Below are 18323 nucleotides of genomic sequence, written 5' to 3' on the forward strand. Positions count from 1 at the left end.
GGACGTCCGGGCCCCGGCATGTCTATGGCTTTCCTCCCCGGCGCAGCGCCGGGGAGGAAATGCCTTACCGGCGGTGCTGCTGGCGCGGCGGCCGCTTGGCATGCGGCGGACGGGCCTGGAGCGGGCGGGACGGCCGCGCGCGCGGCGCCGGAGCGCCGTGCGCCATCTCGATGCGGTTGCCACCGTCGCTGTCGGGATCGTCGCTTGCGGTGCGCTTGACCGCATCGGCGAAGCGATCCGCCACGCTCATCGCCACTTCGAACAGGGTTTCGCGATCGCCGATGCGGATCGCGCCGATCTGGCCCTTGCTGATGTGACCGCGGCGACAGATCAGCGGCAGCAGCCAGCGCGGGTCGGCCCGGTGCTGGCGGCCCAGATCGAGGCGGAACCATACGCCGCGCTCACCCCGATCACCGTGATCGCTGCGGCCATCCGGCGCGTCGTCGCGCCCACGGCGCACCGGGCCGGTATCGACCATCAACTCCTCGGGCTCGGGCAGCGCCGAGCGATGCGCGCGCACCAGAGCGGCGGCGACATCTTCGGCCGACATCGTTTCCAGCAGCCGTGCGGCGAGCGCGCGATCCGTATCCTCCACCTCGACCGGCTGGCTGAGCGTTTCGATCAGCCGCACATCATCCTGCGCGCGGATCATCTCGGGTGTCGGCGCCTCGACCCACTCGGCCGGGATGCGCGCCCCACGCAGCATCGATTCGACGCGGCGGCGGCGCGGATAGGGCACGATCAGCGCGGCGGTGCCCTTCTTGCCGGCGCGGCCGGTGCGGCCCGAACGATGCTGCAGGGTCTCGGCATCGCGCGGCAGTTCGGCGTGGATCACCAGCCGCAGGTCCGGCAGGTCGATGCCGCGGGCGGCGACGTCGGTGGCGACGCAGACGCGGGCGCGACGGTCGCGCAACGCCTGCAAGGCCTGGTTGCGCTCGTTCTGGCTATGCTCGCCCGACAGCGCGACCGCGCCGAACCCGCGCTCGACCAGACTGGCATGGAGGTGGCGGACGTTCTCGCGCGTCGCGCAGAACACGATCGCACCGGCGGTCTCGTGGAAGCGCAGCAGGTTGACGACCGCATGCTCGATGTCGCCCGGCGCCACCGCGACCGCCTGATAGGCGATGTCGCCATGGCCGCGCTGCTCGCTGACGGTTGAGATGCGCAGCGCATCGCGCTGATAGGATTTGGCGAGCTGCGCGATCGGTGCCGGCATGGTCGCGGAAAACAGCAGCGTCCGCCGCTCGGTCGGTGTCGCGTCGAGGATCTGCTCCAGATTGTCGCGGAAGCCCATGTCGAGCATCTCGTCCGCCTCGTCGAGCACGACGACGCGAATCGATCCGGTCTGGAGCGCGCCGCGCTCCAGATGATCGCACAACCGCCCCGGCGTGCCGACGACGATGTGGCAGCCCTGCCCCAGCGCGCGCTGCTCGGCGCGGACGTTCATGCCGCCGACACAGGAGATGACGCGCGCGCCGGCCGCCTCATAGAGCCATTGCAGTTCGCGCTGCACCTGCAGCGCCAGTTCGCGCGTCGGCGCGATGACCAGCGCGAGCGGTGCGCCCGGCCGTGCCATCCGATCGGCATCGCCCAGCAGGTCCGCCGCCATCGCCGCGCCGAACCCCACCGTCTTGCCCGACCCGGTCTGTGCCGAAACGATCAGGTCACGCCCCGCGGCCTCGGGGGCAAGCACGGCGGACTGGACGGAGGTGAGCGATTCATAACCGCGCGCGGCGAGGGCCTCGCCGAGCAAGGACGGCAGATTTTCGAAAGGCATTGGCGATCCTGAAGGCTGGGGCGGCAAGCGTGCCTGCACCCTTTAAAGCGCGGCTATAGCACGTCTCCGGCCGCTCGGCCACTGGCCCACGCCCATTGGAAATTATAGCCGCCCAGCCAGCCCGTTACATCCACCGCCTCGCCGATCGCGTGCAGCCCCGGAACGCCGGTGGCGCCGAGCGTGCGCTGCGAAAGGTTGGCGGTGGCGATGCCGCCCAAGGTCACCTCCGCCTTGGCATAGCCTTCGGTGCCGTTGGGCAGGAAACGCCATCCGCCAAGCTGCTGCCCCGCCGAATCGAGCGCCTTGTCGGTCATCGCGCCAAGCTCGCCCGCAACCCCGAGCCGCGCGGCCAGCGCTGCCGCCAGCCGCTGCGGCAGATGCTCGGCCAGCACCGAGGCCAGCCCGGCGCGCGGCCGCGCGCGCTTGGCAGCGCGCAGCAGCGCCGGCGCATCGGCATCGGGCAGGAAATCGAGCAGGATCGGCTCGCCATGCCGCCAGTAGGAGGAGATCTGGAGGATGGCGGGGCCGCTGAGGCCGCGATGGGTGAGCAACGCCGCCTCGCGGAAGCGCGCCTTGCCGCAGCTCGCCACAACGTCCGTCGCGACGCCCGAAAGTTCGCGGAACAGCAATTCGTCACCGCCCAGGGTCAGCGGCACCAGCCCCGGACGCGGTTCGACCACCTTGAGGCCGAAGCGGCGCGCGACATCATAGGCGAAGCCGGTGGCCCCCATCTTCGGAATGGAGGGGCCGCCCGTCGCGATCACCAGCGCCGGTGCGGCATGAGGACGTCCATCGACGGTGACGCGGAACATCCCGTCGCCATGGTCGATGCCGGTGATCGGCCGCCCGAGCGCGATCTCGACCGCGCCCTTCGCGCATTCGTCGAGCAGCATATCGACGATCTGCCGTGCCGAGCCGTCGCAGAACAATTGCCCGAGCGTCTTCTCGTGCCAGGCGATGCCGTAGGATTCGACCAGAGCGAGAAAGTCCGCGGGGGTGTAGCGCCCCAGCGCCGAGCGCGCGAAATGGGGATTGGCGGACAGGAAGCGATCGGGCGTCGTGCCGATGTTGGTGAAGTTGCACCGCCCGCCCCCCGAGATCAGGATCTTCTTGCCCGGCCGATCGGCATGATCGAGCAGCAGCACGCGCCGTCCGCGCCGGCCGGCGGTCGCGGCGCACATCAGCCCCGCGGCGCCGGCGCCGAGGATGATCGCATCATGGCTCTGGATGAACATCGCCGGCTGCTAGGGGCGGCGCCGGGCAAGGGCAAGGGCAGGGCGCTTGACCGGTTTCGCAGATACGACGGAAAATGCGAGGCACTTGCACAACAGAGCGAAAGTCACGCACGGCCTGCGCATCTCATCGGCCCCGCTATTGCAGAATAGCATAATAAAACATCGCCGCCACGCATCCTGCCAGATTGCTTTACAGTGTTAACAATTGATCTCTTAGGGGTACTTCCCCGATCTGCTGGTCATGGCTATCGTCCTGGCGACGTGTATTGCGTAACGGGAGCCGTCCGCCCATCATGAATGTCGCCATCGTTCAGAAAGACAATAACTATCGAAAAACGCTTGAAGATATTCTTAGGGCCGCGGGACATGCGGCGCGCGGGTTCGCCGATGCTCAGGCACTGGCCGAACAGCGCCCCGGCGAGACGCTCGACCTCGTCCTGATCGATTGGGCGCAGTCGGACGGGGCAGCGGAGTCTGTTCTGGGGTGGTTGCGCGGTCGCTTCGGCGCCGCGCTGACGATCATCGTGCTGTCGCCCTGGCCCAAGGATGTCGATATCGTCGAAGCGCTGCAGGCAGGTGCCGACGATCATCTTGGCCAGTCGATTGCCCCGGCGGTGTTGCGCGCGCGGATCGACGCCATCGCGCGGCGCGTCCACGCCGCCGACCACCCGACCGCATCGGAACGGTTCGGCGCGTTCCTGTTCGACATCGGCAACAGCCAGGTGAGCTATCGCGGCGAGGACATTCCCGTCACCGCCAAGGAATTCACGCTGGCGCTTACCCTGTTCCGCAACCTCGCGCGTCCGCTGTCGCGCGCCGCGCTGCTCGAATCGCTGTGGGGCCGCGATCCGGGCAGGCCGACGCGCACGCTGGATTCGCACATGTCGAAGCTGCGCGCGAAGCTGGGGCTCAGGCCCGATCGCGGGTTCAGGCTGACGCCGATCTACGGCTTCGGCTATCGTCTCGATCCCGCGGGCGCGCAGCCGGCGTCGATCACCGCCGGCAGCATGTCGGAATCGCGCTGATCGAAAACGCGCAGACCAGAGAAGCTCTGGCAGCGAACGCGCCAGACTGCTAGGGGCGGCGCCGAATATGAGCATATCCAACCGCCCCGACCGGCGCACCTTCGCGATCATCTCGCACCCTGACGCCGGCAAGACCACACTCACCGAAAAGCTGCTGATGGCCGGCGGCGCAATCCATCTCGCCGGCGAGGTCAAGGCGCGTGGGCAGAACCGCCGCGCCCGATCGGACTGGATGAAGATCGAGCAGCAGCGCGGGATCTCCGTCACCTCGTCGGTCATGACCTTCGAATATGACGGGCTGACCTTCAACCTGCTCGACACGCCGGGCCACGAGGATTTCAGCGAGGATACATATCGCACGCTGACCGCGGTCGACAGCGCGGTGATGGTGATCGATGCCGCCAAGGGCATCGAGCCGCAGACCCGCAAGCTGTTCGAAGTCTGCCGACTGCGCTCGGTGCCGATCATCACCTTCGTCAACAAGGTCGATCGCGAGGGCCGCGACCCGTTCGAGCTGCTCGACGAGGTCGCCGACCAGCTCCAGCTCGACGTATGCCCGATGAGTTGGCCGGTCGGCATGGGCGGGCAGTTCGAGGGCATCTACGACATCGCCAACGATGTGCTGCGCATGCCTGCGGACGACGCCACCGGCGCGTTCGAAGGGCGTCGCGAATCGGTCTCCGGGCTCGACGACGACCGGCTCGACGCGCTCCTTTCTGACGAGGGCGCCCAGCGCCTGCGTGATGAGGCCGAGCTTGCGGTCGGCGGCTATGCCAGCTTCGACGCCGCCGGCTATCGCGGCGGTGACCTGACGCCGGTGTATTTCGGCTCGGCGCTGAAGGATTTCGGTGTCGAGGAGCTGATCCGCGCGCTCGCCGCACACGCCCCCTCCCCGCGCGCGCAGCCGGCGGAGCCGGCGGCGGTCAGCCCAGATGACGCCAACGTCACCGGCTTCGTCTTCAAGGTGCAGGCAAACATGGACCCGCAGCACCGTGACCGCATCGCTTTCATGCGGCTGTGCTCGGGCAGGTTTCGCCGCGGCATGAAGCTGACGCCGACCGGCCATGGCAAGCCGATCGCGGTGCACAGCCCGATCCTGTTCTTCGCGCGCGAACGCGAACTGGCCGATGAGGCGTGGCCGGGCGACATCATCGGCATCCCCAATCACGGCACGCTGCGCGTCGGCGACACGCTGGCCGAGCAGCCCGGCGTGCGCTTCACCGGCCTGCCCAACTTCGCGCCGGAAATCCTGCGCCGCGTGGCGCTCGCCGATCCGACCAAGACCAAGCAGTTGCGCAAGGCGCTGGACGATCTTTCCGAAGAGGGCGTGATCCAGGTGTTCTACCCGGAGATCGGATCGCAATGGATCGTCGGCGTGGTCGGGCAGCTCCAGCTCGAGGTGCTGATCTCGCGCCTCCAGCACGAATATAAGGTCGATGCGCGGCTGGAACCCTCGCCGTGGGACGTCGCCCGCTGGATCGCCGCGGACAGCGATGCCGACCTCAAGGCGTTCATCGGCCTCCACCGCAGCGCGCTGGCCAATGACCGCGACGGCCAGCCCGTGTTCCTCGCCCGCGACGCGTGGGAGATGAACTATGTGCAGGGCAAGAGCCCGGCGATCCGCTTCTCGGCGACGAAGGAGCGGCATTGATTTCCCTCGCCCTTGACTTCCCCCGCCCCTCCGCCTAGGCGGGCGCCTCGATTTTCCAGACCAACCAGAAACTCAAGAGAAGCGAATCGCCATGAAGATCCGCAACAGCCTGAAGTCGCTGAAGGACCGTCACCGGGACAACCGCGTGATCCGTCGTCGCGGCCGTACCTACGTGATCAACAAGACCAACCGTCGCTTCAAGGCCCGCCAGGGCTGAGCGGTGCGCGTTGCTGCCGTCGTTTTCGATGTCGGCAATGTCTTGTTTCCGTGGAGCCCCCGGCTCCTCTACGAGCGCCTGATCGATGATGATCGGGCGCTCGACGCGTTTCTGCGCGATATCGTCACCGAGGCGTGGCACTTTCAGCACGATGTTGGCCGGCCCTTCGCCGAGTCCAGCGCGGAACTGATCGCGCTTCATCCCGAACACGCCGCGCTGATCACGGCGTGGGGCGAGCGCTTCTCCGACTCCATCGGTCCGGCGCTGCCCGGCATGGCGGAACTCGTCACCGAGCTCGATGAAGCAGGGGTGCCGCTGTTCGGCATCACCAATTTCTCCGGCGAGTTCTGGGTGCCCTTCCGCGCGCGCGAACGGGCGATCTTCGATCGCTTCCGCGACATCGTCGTTTCCGGTGACGAGAGACTGGTGAAGCCGGACCCCGCGATCTACGCGCTCGCCATCGACCGGTTCGGTCTGCCCGCCGATCGGATGATCTTCATCGACGACCGCCTCGACAATGTCGAAGGCGCGCGCGCCGCGGGCATGCACGCGCATCATTTCACCGGCGCCGAACCGCTCCGCGCCGAACTGGCGCGGCACGGGCTGGTCTAGCGTGGCTATTGCCGCGGCGGCGTCCCCTGCGGGGGCACGGTGCCGCCCTGCCCGCCCGGCGGCACGCCAGGGGCGCCCGGCTTGCCCAGCATCGACGGATCCACGCGCAGGCTGATCAGTTCCGACCGCGTCAGCACCCCATCCCGATCCTTGTCGAGCGCGGCGAAGCGCTGTGCGAAGTAGCGGGTGAATTCCTCCCGGCCGATGCGGTCGTCGCCATCATGGTCGAGGTCGAGCAGGCTCGGCAGCGCGCCGGGACTGCCCAGGGTCCGTTCGGCCCACGCGCCATGCTCGATCGCGCCGAGCGCACCGTCCCGGTCGGTATCGGCGCGCGTCCATTCGCGGATCACGCCGGCGTCATATTCGGCACGCGTCACCCGCGTGTCGCCATCGGCGTCGAACCCGGCGATCGCAAGCGACAGCGGCAGCGCGAAGATCGTCGGCGTGGTCGGCCGGTACGGCAGCGGTTCCTTTTTCTTCGCCAGCGCGGGCACGGTGGCGGCGAGGCCGGCGGCGACCAGGATCAGCAGCGAAGCGCGGCGCATGATACGGATTTCCCTCAGGGCAGGAGCAGGCTGGCATCGCCATAGGAATAGAAGCGATAGCCGCTGGCGATCGCATGCGCATAGGCCGCCTGCATCCGATCCCGCCCCATCAGCGCGGAAACCAGCATGAACAGCGTCGAGCGCGGCAAATGGAAATTGGTGACGAGGCCGTCGATCGCGCGAAAGCGGTAGCCGGGGGTGATGAAGATCGCGGTATCGCCTTCGAACGGCCGGATCACATCATCCTCGCCCGCAGCGCTTTCCAGCAACCGCAGGCTGGTGGTGCCGACCGCGATCAGCCGGTTGCCGCGCGCGCGCACCGCGCTCAGCCGGTCGGCGGTGGCCGCATCGATGCGGCCCCACTCGGCGTGCATCTGGTGGTCGACCGTATCCTCCACCTTCACCGGCTGGAAGGTGCCGGCACCGACATGCAATGTCAGCGTGGCATGCTCGACGCCCTGCGCGGCGAAGGCGGCCATCAGTTGGGGGGTGAAGTGCAGGGCGGCGGTGGGCGCGGCGACGGCGCCCGCCTCGCGCGCGAACATCGTCTGGTAATCCTCGGCATCGGCGGCGTCAGGGGTGCGGCGCGCGGCGATATAGGGCGGCAGCGGCATGCGCCCGGCACGTTCGAGCAGCAGTTCGACGGGCTCGTCACCCAGGAATGTCAGCGCCATGCTGCCGTCCGCGCCCTTCTCGGAGGCGGTGGCGGCGACGCCATGGGCGAAATCGATGCGATCGCCCTCGCGCACGCGGCGGGCGTTGCGCAGAAAGGCGCGCCAGCGGCGCGGCCCTTCGCGCTTGTGCAGCGTCGCGCCGATCCCGGCCTCGCCGCGATGGCCGTCGAGCTGTGCGGGGATCACCCGCGTGTCATTGAACACCAGGCAATCGCCGGGCTGGAGCAGCGACGGCAGTTCGCGCACCATGTGATCTGCGGTCTCGCTGCCGTTCAACAGCAGCAGCCGCGCGCTGTCCCGCGGGTTCGCCGGGCGCAGCGCGATGCGTTCGGGTGGAAGCTCGAAATCGAACAGGTCGACGCGCATGCGCCGGGCCTCAGAGCTGCGGGCTGGCCGTCTCGGGCTCAGGCGTCGCAGGCGCGGCTTCGTCCATGGCCGGCGGGGCTGCTTCGGTGGCGGCATCCGGCGCATCGGCAACCGGCGCGTCGGCAACCGGCTGCCCGGTGGCCGCATCGACCGCTTCGCCGGGTGCGCCCGGTTCGGCGGGCACCGGGGCGGGCTCGTCCGCCGGCGGCGTGGCAGGCGCGACCGCCTCGGTCGCGGGCGCGGGCTGGCCGGGGGCGGGCACCGGCGGCTGCGCCGAACGCGGGATCGGCGCGCGCTCGCCATCGGCTTCGATGAAGGCGCGGATGACGCTGGCGGGCTCCGCCGGCGGCTCGCCGCGCGGGATCGCATCGACATATTGCATGCCGTCGAGCACGCGGCCGAACGCGGTATATTTTCCGTCCAGACGGATCACCGGCATGAACATGATGAAGAACTGGCTGTTCGCGCTGTCCTCGCTGTCGGCGCGCGCCATCGAGACGACGCCGCGCACATGCGGCAGGCGGTTGAACTCGGCCTTGATGTCGGGAAGCTCGGATCCGCCGGCACCGGTGCCCTGCGGGTCACCGGTCTGCGCCATGAAGCCGTCGATCACGCGGTGGAAGATCACGCCGTCGTAAAAGCCGCGGCGCGCCAGCGTCTTGATCCGTTCGACATGGTTGGGCGCCACGTCCGGCCGGAGCTGGATGCGCACGCGCCCGCCGGTCGACAGGTCGAGCACCAGGATGTTGTCCGGCGTCGCGGGCGGCGGCACGATCGAGGGCACCGGGGCCGGCGTCTGCGCCGGCTCATCCTTGGCGGCCTGCGCGGCGTTCATGCCAACGACCAGCCCGAACAGCGCGATCAGACCGATCAGGAAACGCTTGATCACTTGAGACTCCCACTTCGCAGGCGCGCGGCGCGCCCGTTGAGCATCCATCGCATGAGCCGGCGATGAACGCATCAGCTTCCCTTGCGGCCGACCAGGGCGACGCGGGCGACGACGTCCGCCTCCACCGTCGCGGTCACGAACCGGTGAATCGGCCCGCCGAACAGCGCGATCTCCTTGACCAGCTTCGACGCGATCGGCTGCAGCGACACGTCGGCCATCAGGAAGACCGTCTCGATCCGGTCGTTGATCTGCTGGTTCATCCCGGCCATCTGATACTCGTATTCGAAATCGGCAACGGCGCGCAGCCCCCGCACGATCACGTTGGCGCCCTCGCGCTCGGCGAAGTCCATCAGCAGCGAATCGAACGAGACCACATGGATCTCGCCACCGATCGTCTCGACCTCGCGCCGCACCATGTCCATCCGCTCGTCCACCGTGAACAAGGGCGACTTGGAGGGGTTGGTGGTCACGCCGATGACCAGCCGGTCGACCAGCTTCGCGCCGCGGCGGATGATATCCATATGGCCGAGCGTGATCGGATCGAAGGTGCCGGGATAGACCCCGATGCGCATGGCGTGTCCTTCCTGCAGAATCAGCGGTCGCGCGCGACGACGTAATGCGCGATGTCACGCAGCAGCTGCGCCTCGCTGCCGAACGGATGAAGATGCGCGACCGCCTGGTCGACGAGCATCCGCGCCTGCGCGCGCGCGTTCCAGCCCGAGCAGCGACAGGAAGGTCTCCTTGCCGCGATCCGCATCCTTGCCGACCTTCTTGCCGGCCTGTTCCTCGCTGCCCTCGACGTCGATGATGTCGTCGGCGATCTGGAAGGCGAGCCCGATGTCGCGCGCATAGCCGCGCAGGCCGGTGCGGCCCTCGGGCGGCACCCGCCCCATGATCGCGCCCGCTTCCAGGCAGAAGGCGATCAGCGCACCGGTCTTCATCTGCTGCAACCGGGTGACGGTCTGCAGGTCGAACGCCGCATCCTCGGCGGCGAGATCCATCATCTGGCCGCCGGCCATGCCCGACGGGCCGGCGGCGCGCGCCAGTTCGCGAACCAGTTCGACGCGGACGAACGGGTCGGCGTGCGTCGCCTCGTCGGCCAGGAGCTCGAAGGCCAGCGCGTGCAGCGCATCGCCGGCGAGCACCGCGGTCGCCTCGTCGAACGCCTTGTGGACGGTCGGCTTGCCGCGGCGCAGATCGTCATCGTCCATGCACGGCAGATCGTCGTGGATCAGCGAATAGACGTGAATACACTCGATCGCGGTGGCGACGCGCAGCGCCGCTTCCCTATCGACATGGAACAGGTCGCACGCCGCACACACCAGCAGCGGGCGCAGCCGCTTGCCGCCGCCGATCGCGGCATGGCGCATCGATTCGAACAGCGGCGCACGGGGATCGTCCGGCACCGTGAGCAGGAGATCGAACTGCCGGTCGACGTCTTCGGCGATCCGCTCCATCGCGGTCTTCAGGCCGAGCGATATTGCCCCCACGACCGGTTCAGTCCACATCGAACGGCATCGTGCCGGCCGGCCGGCCGTCGCCGCCGACGCTGATCTTCTCGATCCGCGCCTGCGCGGCGGCGAGCCGCGCCTCGCACTGCGCACGCAGCTTGTCGCCCTGCGCATAGAGGCCGATCGCCTCGTCGAGCGCAGCGTCGCCCGATTCGAGACGTCCGACGATCGTTTCGAGGCGCCGCAGCGCCTCTTCAAAGCTCAGTTGCGAGAAATCGGCTTCTTCCACCATGTGCGGCTTGTGGCGAGGCGCCCTGCGGGGGTCAAGCGCAGACAGCGTTACCGGGCGTCGCTCAGTACGGGTCGCGGCGGGCAAGGCGGGGTACACGGCGCCGGGCCGCCTCGGTCACCGTCTTCGAGCGATCGGCGCGTGCCGCGGCGACAAGGCGCTCGAAGCAGGCGCGCACCTGCGCCGCATCCTCGGTCCGCTCGATCCGGCGCAGTCCGAAATGGACATGCGCCATCGCCTGATAATAGCTGGCGAACACCGGATTGACGATCGCGCCGGCAGCCGCCCCCAGCAGCGGCGTCGCCTGCGCGAGCGCCTTCTGGCTGACGACGGCGCCGAAGCGCGGCAACGCCGCCTTGAGCATTTCCGCCACCGCCTTGCCGGTCAGGGCGAGGCGGGCCGCGAACAGCCCGGTTTCCAGCGTGCCGTCCTCGGGCAGCGGGCCGCCGAGCGCGAACACCGCGATCGACTGCGCACGCGTCTCGTCCAGCGCCGGATCCTCACCATAGCTCGCGGCAACCTGCTGCACCGAGCGCAGGATCAACGTGGTGGTGACCGGCAGATCGACCAAAGTCGTCGCGAGCCCGCCCAGCCCGCCGAGCGCACCGGTAACGCCGGTGGCGACGCGATGCCAGGTTTCGCCCTTCGTCCAGCCGAGCGCACGCCCGCGCAGTCCCTTCTCCTCCGACCCGGGCTGCGTCGCCGCCGCGGCGGCATAAGCCTGATCGAGCGCCGCGAGGCCGACCGACTCGATGCGGTCGCGCCATTCGTCGGGCAGGCGCGAGACGAGCCCTTCCGCCGCCTGCCCCGCCCAACCGACGATCTGCATGAACAGGCCGTGCGCCTCGACATAGCGGTCGGCGGCGCTGCGGATCGCGTCGAGCGTCGGCGCATCGAAGCCGCCGCACGCATTGCCCAGGTCGTCAGCCTCCTGCGTCGTCATCGCCGCTCCGCCGCTTACGACGTCACCACCCCCATCGCACGCAGCTGGCGCGCGACGCGGGCGACATCGTGACTGAGCACCGCGATGTCATGGAGTTGGCCCTCGCGGTCGCGCACCTGGTTGCGCAGCATCGCCTCGCCGCGGAAGCCCAGGCTTTCGAACAGCGCGATCGCCGCGGTCTGGTCCGCGGTCATCTGCGCCGTCAGCTTGGTCAGCCCCATTTCCAGCGCGATGCGGAAGGTTTCCTGCAACAGGATGCGCCCGACGCCCTTGCCGCGATAATCGACCGCGACGAGCAGCCGGATCTCGCCGACATGCGCCGACCAGCCAAGTGGATCGCGGATGATCGCCGACGTGCCGGCGATACGCCCCTGGTCCTCGGCGAGCAGGCTGACGATCTCCCCCTCGGAGATCGCGCGCAGCCAAGCCTCGATCACCTTCGGGTGGCGCAGGTCGCGGCCGAGAAACAGCAGGTCATGTTCCGGCAGCTCGGCGGCGAAGCGCTGCATCGCCTCCAGATCGTTGCGGCCCAGCGCGCGCAGCTGATAGTCGATGTCACCCATAATCGTCCGATCTCTCCGCGAGCCAGGCGGACAGCGCCGGCCACAGCCGATCGCGCGCCGCCCCCATGAACAGGTCGGCGTGGCCGCCGTCCATCACCAGTTCCGTCTTGTCACGCGAGCCGATCGCCGCGAGCAGTGGCCGTGCCGACACCGCCGGCACGATCCGGTCGCGGCTGGCGAAGATCTGGAGAAAGGCTGCCTCGACACGGCCGGGATCGATGTGGCGGCCGCCAACCTCCAGCGAGCCGCGCAGCAGCCGGTTCTCCCACAGCAGCCGCTTGACATACTGGCGGAAGAGTTCGCCCGGCTGCGGCAGCATGTCGACGGCCCAGCGCACGAACATGCTGGTGGCGCGCCGGTGCGGCGCAGCCCACACCGAGCGCCAGAGCTGGACCTGATCGCCGGAATCCTCTTCGCCTTCGAGATCGAAGCGCATGTCGAGCGCATCGACGGGCGCGCAGCCGAAGCGCTCGATCAGCTTGTCGACATCGAAGATGGTGCGGTCCGCCCACGGCCGCAGCAGGGGCAGCCGGCTCCAGTCATAGGGCGTCGCATAGGCCACGAGGTTACGGGGCCCGCGCTCGGGGCTGAGCGCAGACCACAGCAGCGCGAGCACGCCGCCGACACGATAGCCGATCACGCTCAGGCGTTCCGATCCCGTTTCGCGGCGCACGCGCGATGCCGCGCGCGGCAGGAAATCGAGCACGTAATTCTCGAGCTTCAGATAGTTTTCATCGGGCCGCGGCGCATCCCATTCGAGCATGAACAGGTCGAACCCGGCATCGAGCAGATATTCGACCAGGGAATCGCCCTGCGCGAGATCGGCGACATAGCCGCGATGCCCGGTGCTCATCACGATCAGCAGCGGCGTCTTGAAACGCGCCGGGACCCGCGGCTGGTAGCGATAGAGCTGGAGCGTGCCGGCATCGATCAGGCGGGTGCGCGCGCTCGCGCCTCCCGTGGGCGCGGGGGACGGCAGATAGTCGATCCCCTGCACGCGGCGGAGCAGCACGCGTTCGAACTGCGCGCGCGCGAAAAGCTGCGCCTCCGTCATCGATCCTTCGGCCATGATACGACCATTGGGGCCGCAGACCGGATCGTCAAGCCGTTGACGCCGTTGGAATGCGCCGATGCCGACAATCGCCGCCCCCATCCTTGCCGGTGGTGCCCATGGCGTCTATCGGCCGGCAGGGTACAGGCCTTCGCGCATCGCGACGGCGGCCGGTCCGGGAGGGGAATCGCGCCACGGCGGGCATCGCTTGCCGCTTCATCCGCTTGCCCGTTCGATCGACACCATGAATCCTGCAACCCGCCCCCAGCCGCACCCCGGCCTTCATTTCCGCGAGTTCGTCGCGCTGATCGCGGCGCTGATGGCGTTGAACGCGCTCAGCATCGATACCATGCTGCCCGCGCTCCCCGCGATCGGCGAAAGCCTGGGCGTCGCCGGCAACGCGCGGCAATGGGTGGTGACCAGCTATTTGCTGGGCTTCGGCGTCGGCCAGATCTTCTATGGAACGCTGGCCGATCGCTTCGGCCGGCGGCCGGTGCTGCTGTGGGCGATCGGCGCCTATGTTCTGGTCAGCACCGTCGCCGCCATCTCCTCCAGCTTCGCGCTGTTGCTGGGCGCGCGGGTGCTGATGGGGCTCGCCTCGGCTGCCTCGCGCGTGCTGTCGGTCACCATCATTCGCGACTGCTATGTCGGGCGGACGATGGCGCGGGTGATGTCGCTGGCATTCATCGTCTTTCTCGCGGTGCCGATGATGGCGCCGGCGCTGGGCCAGATCGTGCTGGGCGTCGCCAACTGGCGCTGGATCTTCGGCGCCTTCGCCATCTTCGGGACGACGGTGCTCGTCTGGTCCTTCCTGCGCCTGCCCGAAACCATGCATGTCGAGGATCGCCGTCCGATCACATTGGCGGACACGCTGGAGGCATTCCGGCTGGTCGTCACCGATCGATCGTCGGTGGGCTACACGCTGGCGCAGACCTTCGTGATCGGCGGGCTGTTCGGCTTCATCGGATCGGTGCAGCAGATTTTCGCCGACGTGTTCGACGCGCCACTGCTGTTCCCCTGGGCCTTCGCCTCGATCGCAGGCACGATGGCGCTCTCCTCCTTCGCCAATTCGCGCATCGTAGAGCGGTTCGGCACCCGCCGCGTCTCCCACAGCGCGATGTTCGGCTTCATCTTCTTCGCGGCGCTGCACCTCGCCATCGCGGTGTCGGGGCTGGAGACGATCTGGACCTTCGCGATCGTGCAGGCGCTGATGATGGCCTGCTTCGGCCTGATGACCGGCAATTTCGGCGCGATGGCGATGGAGAAACTTGGGCATGTCGCGGGCACCGCATCCTCGGTGCAGGGCAGCCTTTCGACCGTCGCCGCAGCCCTCATCGGCATGGCGGTGAGCCAGAGCTTCAACGGCAGCACCGTGCCGCTGACCCTCGGCTTCACCGTCACCGGACTGCTCGCGTTGATCGTCGTGCTGGTGACCGAGCAGGGCAAGCTGTTCCGCCCGCATGCCCAGGAGAGCGGGCAGGAACCGGTCGCGGCGCACTGAGCGGGGGCGAGCGCCCCGGCCTATTTCTTCGCCAGGATCTCCAGCGCGCCCGCGGTCATCGCCTCGGTCGCGGTGGAAATGACGGCGTCCGCCTCCGGCGCCCAGAACGGGCTGTGCAGCGAAGGCAGCCGGTTGGTATCGCCCCCCGCCTCGTCCCACGCCGCCTTCGGCACGCCGCCCACCCAGAAGATCATGCTCTGCACGCTCTTGTCGGCCAGATAGAAGCGGCTGAAATCCTCGCCCCCCATCGACGCGGTCGCATCGGTGACGCGGTCCGCGCCGAAGCGCGTGCGCCACAGCGCTTTCAGCCGGCCGGCGAGCGGCTCCGTATTGTAGGTGGCGGGGGTGAATTCGTCCTTCACCTTCACCAGCGGCATCTTGTCCTCCGGCAGGCCGGCCGCGATCGCCTCGCCGCGCGCGATGCGGGCGATACCGTCGAGCAGCAGCTTGCGCGTGGCATCCGAATAGCTTCGCACCGTCAGCAACAGACGCGCCTCGGCGGGGATCACATTGTGCTTGGCGCCCGCCTGGAAGCTGCCGACCGTCACCACCGCGGCATCCTGCGGATCGACCTCTCGCGACACCAATGTCTGCAGCGCCGAGACGATGCGCGCGGCGAGCACGATCGGGTCGCGCGTCGTCTGCGGATAGGCGCCGTGGCCGCCCACCCCCTTCACCACGATGTCGACCGAATCGACGTTGGCCAGCGCGAAGCCGGAGGTGACGCCGACGATGCCGGCGGGCAGGCTGGCGGAATCATGGAAGCCCAGCACGAATTGCGGCTTGGGGAAGCGGGTGTAGAGCCCGTCGTCGAGCATCGCCTTGGAGCCGAGGCCGATCTCCTCGGCGGGCTGCCCGATCATCACCAGCGTGCCCTGCCAGGCCGCTTTCATCGCCACGAGCCGGCGCGCGGTGCCGATCAGGGTCGTCATGTGGGTGTCGTGGCCGCAGGCGTGCATGATCGGCGTCGACAGCCCCTCGCGCGAGGTGCCGGTGGCCTTGCTGGCGAAGGGCAGCCCGGTCTGCTCGGGCACCGGCAGCCCGTCCATATCGGCGCGGATCATCAGCACCGGGCCGTCGCCATTCTTCAGCACGCCGACCACACCGGTCTTGCCGACCCCCGTCGTCACCGTGAAGCCCAGCCGGCGCAGTTCGCCGGCGATCTTCGCGGCCGATTTCACCTCCTCGAAGCTCAGCTCCGGATTGGCGTGGAAATCGCGATAGAGCGTCATCAGCGACGGCATGTCCGCGGCAACGGCGTCGCGAACCGGCTCCGCCGCCGCGGGCGCCGCCCAAACCAGCGGCAGCGCGAGGAGGAGGCGCACGAAGCGGCGGGGCGATGACGGACGATGCATGAATTGGCCTTCCTGTTTGATCGCACGATCCTAGCCACGCCGCATCCACGGGGCCAAGCCGTGGCGTCGCTGGAAATGCTGTGCGCGGCGGTTTCGTTTCGGTAAACCGACGATCAGGTCGCGTCCGCGCAGGCGCAGGACACTGCGTTGCCCGTTACAGACGATAGAAGAGGAGGATAAGCCATGAACAAGCTCAACATCGCCGGCGCCATCGCGTCGGCCGCCACCCTGATCGCGCTGTCTTCGGCCGCGATCGCCGCCGACGCCCCCAAGAACAGCAAGGGCAAGGCGATCGCCGCGGGCGACACCGTGCACTGCTATGCGATCAACGACTGCAAGGGCAAATCGGATTGCGGCACCACGGCGAATGCCTGCAAGGGCCAGAACGCCTGCAAGGCCGAAGGCTTCGTTGCGATGAAGGCGTCCGAATGCTTCGAGGCCGGCGGCACCATCGGCGATCTCGGCTGATCGAGGCGGCGGGGCGCCGAGCGCCCCGCCGATCCGCCCGCACATGCTCGCACCCGCGCTCCGCACTCCCTCCCCCGGCTTCGGCCTCGGCCTGCGCCCCGACCATTATCGCGACGTGCTCGCCGAACGGCAGCCGGTCGACTGGTTCGAGGTGATCAGCGAGAATTTCATGGTGCCGGGCGGCCGGCCGATCGCGGTGCTGGAGCAGGTCCGCGCCGACTATCCGGTGGCGCTGCACGGCGTGTCGCTGTCGATCGGTTCGGCGGACGGGCTCGACCCCGCCTATCTCGACGCGCTCGCAGCGCTGGTTGCACGGGTGGAACCGTTCTGGGTCTCCGACCATCTCTGCTGGACGGGGATCGGCGGCACCAACAGCCACGATCTTCTGCCGCTACCCTACACCGAGGAAACGCTCGGCCTCGTCGTCGACCATATCGGCCGCGTGCAGGACCGGTTGAAGCGCCGTATCCTGATCGAGAACCCATCGAGCTATGCGAGCTTCGCCGGTTCCGACCTCAGCGAATGCGCATTCCTTGCAGAAATGGCGGCGCGCGCCGACTGCCTCCTGCTCGCCGACGTCAACAACATCCATGTCTCGGCGCACAATCACGGGTTCGACGCGCGCGCCTATATGGCGGCCCTCCCCGCGGCACGAATCCAGCAGATCCACCTTGCCGGCCACAGCGACGCCGGCGACCTGCTGATCGACACGCATGACGCACCCGTCGCCGATCCGGTGTGGGCGCTCTATGCCGAGAGCCGGCAGCTGTGGGGCGATGTCGCGACGATGATCGAGCGCGACGACGCCATCCCGCCGCTGCCCGAACTGCTCGCCGAACTCGACCGCGCCCGTGCGCTCGCCGCGGCGATGCCGGGTGGCTGACCTCGCCGGCACACAGCGCGCGTTCCTGGCGCAACTGATCGGCGATGACGGCGGCAACCCCGGCGTTTCGGACGGCCCCCATGCCGACGCGAAGCGCCGCCTCGGCATCTATCGCAATGCCTATCGCCTGACGTTGCGGGGCGCGATCCGCCACAATCACCGCCGCTGCGCGGCCTGGCTGGGCGATGATCGGTTCGACCGCGCAGCCGACGACTATGCCACCGCGACGCCCTCGCCCTTCCGCAACCTGCGCGACTATGGCGGTGGCTTCGCGACGTTCCTGGCCGTGCGTTTTCCCGACCATCCCGACATCGCCGAGCTGGCCGCGCTCGACTGGGCGATCGACGCGGCGTTCGACGGCCCCGACGCGGCGGCGCTCGACGCGGCCGCGGTCACCGCACTCGCCACGGACGCCTGGATCGAGCGCCCGCTGGCGCTGCATCCCGCGGCATCGCTGGTCGAGGCGACGCACAATCTGGCGCCGGTGTGGCGGGCGCTGGAGGCGGGTGAGACGCCGCCGGCGATGGTGCCGCTCGGCCGCCGCGCGGTTCTGCTGGTGTGGCGGATGGACGGCCAGCCGCATTTCCGCACGCTCGACGAGAACGAAGGCGAGGCGCTGCGGCACGTCGCCGTGGGCGCGAGCTTCGCGGCGATCTGCGCAATGCTGGAAAAGCGGCTCGGCGCGGAAGAGGCGACGACCGCCGCAGGGACGATGCTGGGCGGCTGGCTGCGGGACGGCGTGCTGGTCTGGAGCGCCTGAACGCCACCTCACTAGGCCCAAGCGGAACCCCTTTCTGCCCCCGCTCGTTGGCCGCTCCATTACAGGGA

18 protein-coding genes and 2 pseudogenes are annotated in these 18323 nt (G+C 68.7%); 8 read left to right on the forward strand and 12 right to left on the reverse strand.

Annotated features, from left to right (window positions below):
- Positions 1–64 precede the first annotated feature (64 nt).
- Complete coding sequence (locus NX02_RS21560) at positions 65–1777, reverse strand: DEAD/DEAH box helicase (protein WP_025294241.1); 1713 nt, start codon at positions 1775–1777, stop codon at positions 65–67.
- Between the two features lie 53 nt (positions 1778–1830).
- A complete protein-coding gene (locus NX02_RS21565) occupies positions 1831–3012 on the reverse strand; it encodes a BaiN/RdsA family NAD(P)/FAD-dependent oxidoreductase (protein WP_025294242.1) in 1182 nt (393 codons plus the stop codon).
- A gap of 293 nt (positions 3013–3305) precedes the next feature.
- Between NX02_RS21565 and NX02_RS21570 the strand changes: the two genes are divergently transcribed.
- The 4 genes from NX02_RS21570 to NX02_RS21585 all read left to right on the forward strand — a co-directional run bounded on the left by NX02_RS21570 (position 3306) and on the right by NX02_RS21585 (position 6517).
- A complete protein-coding gene (locus NX02_RS21570; RefSeq protein ID WP_025294243.1) occupies positions 3306–4037 on the forward strand; it encodes a response regulator transcription factor in 732 nt (243 codons plus the stop codon).
- A gap of 67 nt (positions 4038–4104) precedes the next feature.
- Positions 4105–5688, forward strand: a complete 1584-nt coding sequence (locus NX02_RS21575; RefSeq protein WP_025294244.1) for a peptide chain release factor 3 — start codon at positions 4105–4107, stop codon at positions 5686–5688.
- Between the two features lie 91 nt (positions 5689–5779).
- A complete protein-coding gene (gene ykgO / locus NX02_RS21580) occupies positions 5780–5905 on the forward strand; it encodes a type B 50S ribosomal protein L36 (RefSeq protein WP_003046794.1) in 126 nt (41 codons plus the stop codon).
- Between the two features lie 3 nt (positions 5906–5908).
- On the forward strand, positions 5909–6517 hold the full coding sequence (locus NX02_RS21585; RefSeq protein ID WP_025294245.1) for an HAD family hydrolase: 609 nt from the start codon (positions 5909–5911) through the stop codon (positions 6515–6517).
- Positions 6518–6522: 5 nt separating this feature from the next.
- Here the strand turns inward: NX02_RS21585 and NX02_RS21590 are convergent, their stop codons facing one another.
- The 9 genes and pseudogenes from NX02_RS21590 to NX02_RS21630 form a co-directional block, all read right to left on the reverse strand.
- Positions 6523–7062 carry an EF-hand domain-containing protein gene (locus tag NX02_RS21590; protein ID WP_025294246.1) on the reverse strand — a complete coding sequence of 180 codons (540 nt, stop codon included), beginning with the start codon at positions 7060–7062 and terminating at the stop codon, positions 6523–6525.
- 14 nt (positions 7063–7076) lie between these two features.
- Positions 7077–8102 (reverse strand): tRNA preQ1(34) S-adenosylmethionine ribosyltransferase-isomerase QueA, encoded by a 1026-nt coding sequence (gene queA / locus NX02_RS21595; protein ID WP_025294247.1) that lies wholly within the window; start codon positions 8100–8102, stop codon positions 7077–7079.
- A 163-nt stretch (positions 8103–8265) separates the two neighbouring features.
- Positions 8266–8937: pseudogene (locus NX02_RS21600) on the reverse strand (peptidylprolyl isomerase); the annotation flags it as partial.
- Positions 8938–9062: 125 nt separating this feature from the next.
- Positions 9063–9563: a pantetheine-phosphate adenylyltransferase gene (gene coaD, locus NX02_RS21605; RefSeq protein ID WP_025294249.1), complete on the reverse strand. Its 501-nt coding sequence runs from the start codon at positions 9561–9563 to the stop codon at positions 9063–9065.
- Positions 9564–9583: 20 nt separating this feature from the next.
- A pseudogene (locus tag NX02_RS21610) lies at positions 9584–10448 on the reverse strand (polyprenyl synthetase family protein).
- A 40-nt stretch (positions 10449–10488) separates the two neighbouring features.
- Positions 10489–10734 carry an exodeoxyribonuclease VII small subunit gene (locus tag NX02_RS21615; protein WP_025294250.1) on the reverse strand — a complete coding sequence of 82 codons (246 nt, stop codon included), beginning with the start codon at positions 10732–10734 and terminating at the stop codon, positions 10489–10491.
- 61 nt (positions 10735–10795) lie between these two features.
- A complete protein-coding gene (locus NX02_RS21620; RefSeq protein WP_025294251.1) occupies positions 10796–11674 on the reverse strand; it encodes an EcsC family protein in 879 nt (292 codons plus the stop codon).
- A gap of 14 nt (positions 11675–11688) precedes the next feature.
- Entirely contained in the window at positions 11689–12237 is a 549-nt protein-coding gene (locus NX02_RS21625; RefSeq protein WP_047099837.1) for a GNAT family N-acetyltransferase, read from the reverse strand.
- Positions 12230–13306, reverse strand: coding sequence for an alpha/beta hydrolase (locus NX02_RS21630; RefSeq protein WP_025294253.1), 1077 nt, complete (start codon positions 13304–13306; stop codon positions 12230–12232). The genes NX02_RS21625 and NX02_RS21630 overlap by 8 nt, the downstream gene beginning before the upstream one ends.
- Positions 13307–13532: 226 nt before the next feature.
- On the opposite strand from NX02_RS21630, the gene NX02_RS21635 reads away from it, so the two are divergent.
- The gene (locus NX02_RS21635) at positions 13533–14789 is read left to right on the forward strand and encodes a multidrug effflux MFS transporter (protein WP_047100157.1); all 1257 of its coding nucleotides are present in this window, start codon (positions 13533–13535) and stop codon (positions 14787–14789) included.
- 20 nt (positions 14790–14809) lie between these two features.
- On the opposite strand, the gene NX02_RS21640 is transcribed toward NX02_RS21635, so the two are convergent.
- Positions 14810–16144, reverse strand: coding sequence for an amidohydrolase (locus NX02_RS21640; protein ID WP_084718006.1), 1335 nt, complete (start codon positions 16142–16144; stop codon positions 14810–14812).
- 183 nt (positions 16145–16327) lie between these two features.
- Here NX02_RS21640 and bufA2 point away from each other — a divergent pair, with 183 nt between their 5' ends.
- From bufA2 to NX02_RS21655, 3 genes are read left to right on the forward strand one after another with little or no spacing between them, the layout of a single operon-like run.
- Positions 16328–16612, forward strand: a complete 285-nt coding sequence (gene bufA2, locus NX02_RS21645) for a BufA2 family periplasmic bufferin-type metallophore (RefSeq protein ID WP_025294256.1) — start codon at positions 16328–16330, stop codon at positions 16610–16612.
- A 43-nt stretch (positions 16613–16655) separates the two neighbouring features.
- Positions 16656–17495 (forward strand): MNIO family bufferin maturase, encoded by an 840-nt coding sequence (bufB, locus tag NX02_RS21650; protein WP_025294257.1) that lies wholly within the window; start codon positions 16656–16658, stop codon positions 17493–17495.
- The gene (locus tag NX02_RS21655; RefSeq protein ID WP_025294258.1) at positions 17488–18255 is read left to right on the forward strand and encodes an HvfC/BufC N-terminal domain-containing protein; all 768 of its coding nucleotides are present in this window, start codon (positions 17488–17490) and stop codon (positions 18253–18255) included. Before bufB ends, NX02_RS21655 begins: the two co-directional genes overlap by 8 nt.
- Positions 18256–18323: the final 68 nt, after the last annotated feature.

The sequence above is a fragment of the Sphingomonas sanxanigenens DSM 19645 = NX02 genome, assembly GCF_000512205.2.
Classification (GTDB): domain Bacteria; phylum Pseudomonadota; class Alphaproteobacteria; order Sphingomonadales; family Sphingomonadaceae; genus Sphingomonas_D; species Sphingomonas_D sanxanigenens.

Excerpts from the sequence above, each read along its gene's own strand:
- NX02_RS21560 (WP_025294241.1), bottom strand. The coding sequence starts at position 1,777 with ATGCCTTTCGAAAATCTGCCGTCCTTGCTCGGCGAGGCCCTCGCCGCG.
- NX02_RS21565 (WP_025294242.1), bottom strand. The coding sequence starts at position 3,012 with ATGTTCATCCAGAGCCATGATGCGATCATCCTCGGCGCCGGCGCCGCG.
- NX02_RS21570 (WP_025294243.1), top strand. The coding sequence starts at position 3,306 with ATGAATGTCGCCATCGTTCAGAAAGACAATAACTATCGAAAAACGCTT.
- NX02_RS21575 (WP_025294244.1), top strand. The coding sequence starts at position 4,105 with ATGAGCATATCCAACCGCCCCGACCGGCGCACCTTCGCGATCATCTCG.
- ykgO (WP_003046794.1), top strand. The coding sequence starts at position 5,780 with ATGAAGATCCGCAACAGCCTGAAGTCGCTGAAGGACCGTCACCGGGAC.
- NX02_RS21590 (WP_025294246.1), bottom strand. The coding sequence starts at position 7,062 with ATGCGCCGCGCTTCGCTGCTGATCCTGGTCGCCGCCGGCCTCGCCGCC.
- queA (WP_025294247.1), bottom strand. The coding sequence starts at position 8,102 with ATGCGCGTCGACCTGTTCGATTTCGAGCTTCCACCCGAACGCATCGCG.
- coaD (WP_025294249.1), bottom strand. The coding sequence starts at position 9,563 with ATGCGCATCGGGGTCTATCCCGGCACCTTCGATCCGATCACGCTCGGC.
- NX02_RS21615 (WP_025294250.1), bottom strand. The coding sequence starts at position 10,734 with ATGGTGGAAGAAGCCGATTTCTCGCAACTGAGCTTTGAAGAGGCGCTG.
- NX02_RS21620 (WP_025294251.1), bottom strand. The coding sequence starts at position 11,674 with ATGACGACGCAGGAGGCTGACGACCTGGGCAATGCGTGCGGCGGCTTC.
- NX02_RS21625 (WP_047099837.1), bottom strand. The coding sequence starts at position 12,237 with ATGGGTGACATCGACTATCAGCTGCGCGCGCTGGGCCGCAACGATCTG.
- NX02_RS21630 (WP_025294253.1), bottom strand. The coding sequence starts at position 13,306 with ATGGCCGAAGGATCGATGACGGAGGCGCAGCTTTTCGCGCGCGCGCAG.
- NX02_RS21635 (WP_047100157.1), top strand. The coding sequence starts at position 13,533 with ATGAATCCTGCAACCCGCCCCCAGCCGCACCCCGGCCTTCATTTCCGC.
- NX02_RS21640 (WP_084718006.1), bottom strand. The coding sequence starts at position 16,144 with ATGCATCGTCCGTCATCGCCCCGCCGCTTCGTGCGCCTCCTCCTCGCG.
- bufA2 (WP_025294256.1), top strand. The coding sequence starts at position 16,328 with ATGAACAAGCTCAACATCGCCGGCGCCATCGCGTCGGCCGCCACCCTG.
- bufB (WP_025294257.1), top strand. The coding sequence starts at position 16,656 with ATGCTCGCACCCGCGCTCCGCACTCCCTCCCCCGGCTTCGGCCTCGGC.